The sequence below is a fragment of the Georgenia sp. Z1491 genome (genome assembly GCF_049856175.1).
GTDB lineage: Bacteria > Actinomycetota > Actinomycetes > Actinomycetales > Actinomycetaceae > JB111.
Window position 1 is genome coordinate 1 of record NZ_JBNDNA010000031.1, and the last position, 5,829, is coordinate 5,829.

A 5,829-nucleotide genomic window follows, 5' to 3' on the forward strand; every position below is an offset into this window, starting at 1 on the left:
TGTCCCCGCGGACCCGCTCTGGTCGGGTCCTGGGCCGGCCCGACTCGCAGCGAGCGACGCGCAGGTGGCCCATGAGCACCGGGAACATCGGCGCATCACCGCCCTGGCCCGGGCCCACCAGCACGACCAGCGGAAGCCCGCGGCCATCGACGAGGTGGTGGATCTTGGTGCTCAACCCTCCACGGGAGCGTCCGACTGCGTGGTTAGCGGGCTCGATGAGCAGATTCGTGTAGTTCGACGGTGCCCCCTGTGTCCCGCGGGAGGTTCGTGGCGTGCTGATGGGCGCGATTGACCGTGGCGTCCACGCTCACCGCCCAGTCGATCTCCCCGACCGCGTCGGCCTCGGCCAGCAGCACCGCATGGATCTGGTCCCACGTGCCGTCGCTACTGAACCGGCGGTGCCGCTTCCACACCGTCTGCCACGGTCCGAAGCACTCGGGCAGGTCCCGCCACGGAGAGCCCGTGCGGAACCGCCAAGCGATCCCTTCCACGACCTGGCGGTGGTCCTGGAACGGACGACCTCCCTTGCGAGACGGGGCCGGCATCAGCGGTTCGATCCGAGCCCACGCAGCATCCGACAACACACGAGTCCGCGACATGACCCCCACCCTGCCGCCCGCAACCCCAACCAGTTAGGAGACACGCCCTAGGGGCATCTCCCGACTGGTAGTTCCCCCGATTTTGATCGCCTGCGACGGCGCACCGGGTTCTCTACCTGCAGAGCACGATCCTGCAGGAGAGTCATGTCTGAAACCCCCCTCGTCTACCGCGGCGTCCTCTCAGCCAAAGAGGCTGCGGGCTTCCTTGCCACCACCGAAGGCACGTTGTCGCAGTGGCGACACCGCGGCGAGGGTCCGCCGTTCGCACGGATGGGCCGCAAGATTGTCTACCGCGTGGAGAGCCTCGATGCCTGGCTGCGCGAGCTCGAGACCGCCACCGGTGGTGAGCGCCGATGAGCCCCGACGACGTCAGCATCGAGCTCCGCAAACGAGCCACCGGTATCCCGACCGAGGAGGCCGGCATCGACCTGTTGGCCCAGTCCGTCCATGGAGCTCTGCTCAGCGGACCTTGGATCCGCACCGATGAGCACGGGCCCTACTTCGATACCTCCCGTGTGGACGAGTCCGGATGGCTCTCCGGCGGCGAGCAGCGGCTCCTGCAGATCGCCGCGTCATTGGTCGACCTCGACCGCACCGTCCCCCTGGCGGAGGTCCTGACCGGCCTCGATGAGTGGCACACCAAGCTCGTCCTGAACGCCATGACTCACGCCACCGGCTGGTCGGAGGTGAGCAAGCCATGACGGGAGATGTCCCCCTCGATGCCGATGCCCCTCAGGAGGGCATGGGTGGGTCGATGGCGAACGCGACCAGTGCCGCAGGACCCCCGACCGCGACCGCGAGTCGTCCCCATCTGTCTTGGTCCACGACACGGGTGGGAGGAAGCCCGTTGAGGGCCTTGGAATGCCCTGCTCCGAGCGTGATCGTGACCTCGACCGCGGCGAAGGCGCCCAGCGCCTACCGCCTGTCCCCCAGCCGGCCGAAGGCCGGTCCTGAGCATGTCGTGGAGCCTGGTCTGGCGCTCGACGAGCAGAGCGAGATCGATCCGTCCGTTGGTGACCACCGGCGTGTCGCGCCGATGAAGAGTTGCTCCACCATTGCTACCAAATGGCGCGCAGCGCCGGTTCCAATGCGCGGGGGGCTCAAGCTTGCCGATAGCCCCCCGCACTACGAACTGCCTCATAATCCAGGGGTTTCGACCCGCGCCGCGCTGCGTTCCGTGGCCCGTCAGCACAGTCTCGACCGGGCCTCCGACGCGCGCCATTACGCGCGCCATTTGGTTCGCGATGGAGGCAATGGCGCGCGCGTGGGGCGGTGGTCGCGATGAGCCAGGCAACGAAGAGGCGGAGTGGCCCCAGCGGCCGGAAGCCGCCGGCGTACGTGACATTCACTCAGCAGCTCAAGCCGGAGTACTGGCCGGGCTGGGACGTGGCACTGATCCTCTCGGGTGACACGCGGGCGATCGGTGAAGAGGTCCTGCGCCGATACGAAGCAGCGGGCGGCGGCTGCCAAGGGTTCTGGATCATCAAGCACGACAAGGATCTCCTGGCGGACGGGTGCCCGAAGGACGACCACGTCCACGTCATCATCCAGCAGAGCGCCGGGCGGCAGGTCGAGGGGAAGCTGCAGTGCGCCGCGATGGATCAGGCCTTCGGCTGGGACAAGAGCGTCGTGAAGGGTCCGCCTCGTGGCGGTCGCATCGAGAACGCGCAGGCCTACCTGATCCACGCCAAGGACCCCGACAAGCATCAGTACGGCGTCGAAGAGGTCATCACGCTCCGGGGGAAGGACTACGCCGAGATCGAGGCCGAGCACCGCGATGCCTGGGCCCGCCGCGCCGTGATCGGCCGCAAGGCCGCGATCCCGATGAAGGAGTGGAACGAGTTGGGCGACACCCTCGTGCAGAAGGTGCTCGACGGCGAGGTCGACGAGCTGGACATCCTCAAGGACAAGACGTTGATGGACATCTACACGCGAAACGAGGCGAAGGTGAACCTGGCGCTGAAGAACCGCGCCAAGCGCGAGATGCACCTCGAGGTCGAGAAGCTCCGGGCGGGGATCTTCCAGAAGACGGTCGTCTGGGCGATGGGAGCCAGCGATCAGGGCAAGAGCTACCTGGTCGAATCCGTCGCCGCGGAACTCTCTGCTCGCCTGGGTTGGCCGATCTTCCGCGCCACTGCGAAGAACGGGCCGGACGATTACAACGGCGAGCAGATCTTCATGATGAACGAGCCCAGCTCCCGGGTCTTGGAGTGGGCCGACTTCCTCCAGCTCCTCGATCCGCGCCAGGCCGGCCCCATCTCGGCTCGTTACGCCAACAAGCGCGACGCGGCCCCGCGACTGATCCTCATCGCCGTCGCGGTCGATCCCGTCGAGTTCGGCTTCTTCGTTCCCGGGAAGCGCTCGACTGGTGACTCCCTGGATCAGCTCGTGCGCCGCATCACCTTGATGGTTGAGGCGAAGAAGATCGACGGCCAGCCGCACTACGCCGTCAGCACGGTCGGGCAGACCGTGTCCCGGGAACGGTTGATTGCGATTCCCCATCGCGTCGATGGCTCTCGTTCCGAGCGGGTGCGGGTCTCCCACGGGGAGTTGGTCACCGTCAGGGACCTCGATCACGAGTTCGCCGTGGACGTCGTCCTGGGCGAGGTCGCGGACAGGTCGCCTGACGCGGGCTTGGAGATCGACCAGACCCGTCGATTCTCAGCCCATGCTGAGCGCCAGCGGGCACGGTCGTTGAGGAGCCAGCTGGCTGACCGCGGCATCGTTCTTGCCGAGACGCCCGCAGCCGTCGAGGGAGGTGCCGCATGAACACGGAGAGCACCTCGTCCGCGATGGTCATCATGACGTCGCCGGAGACCCGTATCGCGGTCGGCGACGCCCTCATGGTCCATACAGGTTCCCCCGGAGGGCCCCGGACGATCACGAGCGCAGCGAGTGATCGTCTTTACGGGGCTAAAGACGATCCGCTTCCACCCGTTTGGAACCACATCAACGGAGAGCGGGTGGCGTCATGAGCACGATCACCGGACGCGCTGGCGGCAACATCAGACATCTGCAGCATCGGGGCACGAAGGGCACAGGCGGCACACGTGCCGATCGCGCCTCCTTGCTCCACGAGTCGATGCGCGAGCTGGACCCCGAGGCGGCGAAGATCCACGCCGCGATCAACCGCAACATCGTGCTCGAGGACACCCCGTTGAACGTGGCGATGGTCAACGACACCGAGGGCGGGTTCCGTCGCCCGACGTCGACGAGGGAGGTCCTCGACTACGGCGACGAGCGCATCGACAACGTCCACCGGAAGTGGAACGACAACTCGTTCGAGACGACGCTGATCGTGGTGCACCTCCCCAAGACGCTCTGCGAGGAGATCCCCAGCTACTACCCCATCGTCGACAAGGACACCGGCGAGCCAGCGCTGGACGACTCGGGTGAGCCGAGGACGCGCAGCCGGTGGGTCGCCAGGGACCGGCAGGAGGCGCTGCGGTACTTCGACGAGGTCGTGCGCTACTACTCCGGCAGCGTCCTGACCGGTGGTCAGGCGGCGATCCATGGCTACGACGTCAACTTCGACGAGTCGACCCCGCACATCCAGATCATGGCCGACACCCTCGGGCCTGATCCGAAGCACCCGGGCAAGCTGCGCGTGGACGCCTCACGGATGTGGGGAACCCATCGCGACGTCACGGTCGACAAGGTCAACAGGGCCACCGGGGAGCCAGTCATCGATACGGGCACTGGCGAGGTCGAGCAGGTGATGGAGCAGGCCAAGGCGAAGATGGCCCGATACCAGGAGGGTCTGCGCGAGCACATGCACCGCCTGGGGTACCCGGTCGAGCGCGACTACGACCCCGAGCGTCACCTCTCCGGTCTCGGCAAGGTCGAGTACACCGAGACCCTGGACGCCAAGCGCGAAGTCACTGAGCGCGCGCATCGGGTGGCGGCCCAGGTGGAGAACTTCAGGTCGGGAGTCGACGACGCGCGTACGTGGATCGAGGGAGAGCGTGCCGAGCTCGACGACCGCGCGGGCGTCCTCGACCGCCGCGAGGCGGAGATCCCGCGGCTGCGGGCTCAGGCGGTGCAGGAGGGCCGTGCCGAGGGTATGGCGGCTGCGGAGGCCACCATCGAAGCCGAGGTCCAGGAGCGGGTCGAGCAGGCGCTGGGACCGGCCCGAGCAGCGCTGCAGCGCCAGCGGGAGCAAGACGAGGAGCGGGTCCGAAGGGACCGTGCGGCCTACGAGGCAGCGGCCGCGCAGTTCGCCGCGCTCAGCGCCCGGATCCAGCCCGTGGTCGACGATTGGGAGCAGCTCAACCCGCAGACGAAGAAGGGACGCAGCGCGCAGCGCAACATCGACGCCATTGCGAGGATGCGTAGTACTGCCACCGAGATCGAGGCGATCACTTCGCAGGATGGTCCCGAACTCGGTGAGTGACCCGACCGTCGGGAGAGCCGGGCTCCACTGGTCAAAGCTGGGCGCCTACGGTCCAAAGTGGCACCCGATCCGAGCCACGAATGGGCGCTCTGTGACCGAGAGGCGCCCATCAATGGCCGAGGATGCTTGGCATCCGTCGGCTGGCGCAGCGAGGCCACGCCGCGGGCATGCCTGACCACCCTGAGGCCAGGTGCTGCCCGGTTCACGTCCACGGGTCCTCGAAGGGCACGTTCGCGTCGCCGTCATCGAAGGTGCGCCACCAGACGATGGTGTCCTCCCACTGCTGGAACCCTGCTGCGGCGCATGCCCGGTGCAACTTGGCCATCCCCGCATCGCGTAACGGCCCCTCTTCCAGCGCCTTGCCGGAGGACAGGGACAGCGGCTCGGGCTGGGTCACGGCAATCGTCGAGCTCGGGTACACCTGAAGCAGGTCGACGACGTTCGTCACGATCGCGCCGAGGAGCTTGTGCCCGCGCCACTCCTCAGCGAGCGTGACCCGGTCGATCATGAGCACGTCCTCGATGATCCCCACCTCAGGCGAGTCAACGATGTCTTCGGCCACAGCGGCGAGGATGGCGGCATCCGTGCTCAAGCAGTCGCCCGCGTCAGCCAACCGTCCGGAGTCGGCCCATCGGGTGCACCAGCCGGTCATGGTGCCGACGTCGTGCACGCTGCTGACAAGGTCGACGTAGGTGACTTCAGCCCGGAAGCCACGCAGGAGACCGCCATCGTCTTCGACGCGGTAGAGGCTCAACCAGATCTCGAGATCGTCAGCCCCAAAGGTAGTGAAGTCGATGCCCAGATCGGCGAGAGTCGGCTCATCCATGACACGAGACT

General features: G+C 67.1%; 6 protein-coding genes and 1 pseudogene. 5 read left to right on the top strand and 2 right to left on the bottom strand.

Annotated features, from left to right (window positions below; genetic code table 11):
• Window positions 1-599, bottom strand: a pseudogene (locus ACPYO4_RS16185) (IS5 family transposase); the annotation flags it as partial.
• A 144-nt stretch (window positions 600-743) separates the two neighbouring features.
• Between ACPYO4_RS16185 and ACPYO4_RS16190 the strand changes: the two are divergent.
• From ACPYO4_RS16190 to ACPYO4_RS16210, 5 genes are all read left to right on the top strand, one after another.
• Window positions 744-956, top strand: a complete 213-nt coding sequence (locus tag ACPYO4_RS16190; protein ID WP_425710281.1) for a helix-turn-helix domain-containing protein — start codon at window positions 744-746, stop codon at window positions 954-956.
• Entirely contained in the window at window positions 953-1,300 is a 348-nt protein-coding gene (locus tag ACPYO4_RS16195) for a hypothetical protein (protein WP_425710282.1), read from the top strand. The genes ACPYO4_RS16190 and ACPYO4_RS16195 overlap by 4 nt, the downstream gene beginning before the upstream one ends.
• Before the next feature lie 176 nt (window positions 1,301-1,476).
• A complete protein-coding gene (locus tag ACPYO4_RS16200) occupies window positions 1,477-1,884 on the top strand; it encodes a hypothetical protein (RefSeq protein ID WP_425710283.1) in 408 nt (135 codons plus the stop codon).
• Window positions 1,881-3,368 (top strand): Rep family protein, encoded by a 1,488-nt coding sequence (locus tag ACPYO4_RS16205; RefSeq protein ID WP_425710284.1) that lies wholly within the window; start codon window positions 1,881-1,883, stop codon window positions 3,366-3,368. The genes ACPYO4_RS16200 and ACPYO4_RS16205 overlap by 4 nt, the downstream gene beginning before the upstream one ends.
• Window positions 3,369-3,570: 202 nt before the next feature.
• Window positions 3,571-4,992 carry a hypothetical protein gene (locus ACPYO4_RS16210; protein ID WP_425710285.1) on the top strand — a complete coding sequence of 474 codons (1,422 nt, stop codon included), beginning with the start codon at window positions 3,571-3,573 and terminating at the stop codon, window positions 4,990-4,992.
• Window positions 4,993-5,194: 202 nt separating this feature from the next.
• On the opposite strand, the gene ACPYO4_RS16215 is transcribed toward ACPYO4_RS16210, so the two are convergent.
• On the bottom strand, window positions 5,195-5,829 hold a 635-nt coding region (locus ACPYO4_RS16215), incomplete at its 5' end, for a hypothetical protein (protein ID WP_425710286.1).

What these genes read in the sequence shown, in the direction of transcription:
- ACPYO4_RS16190 (WP_425710281.1), top strand. Translation starts at nt 744, where the DNA reads ATGTCTGAAACCCCCCTCGTCTACCGCGGCGTCCTCTCAGCCAAAGAG.
- ACPYO4_RS16195 (WP_425710282.1), top strand. Translation starts at nt 953, where the DNA reads ATGAGCCCCGACGACGTCAGCATCGAGCTCCGCAAACGAGCCACCGGT.
- ACPYO4_RS16210 (WP_425710285.1), top strand. Translation starts at nt 3,571, where the DNA reads ATGAGCACGATCACCGGACGCGCTGGCGGCAACATCAGACATCTGCAG.
- ACPYO4_RS16205 (WP_425710284.1), top strand. Translation starts at nt 1,881, where the DNA reads ATGAGCCAGGCAACGAAGAGGCGGAGTGGCCCCAGCGGCCGGAAGCCG.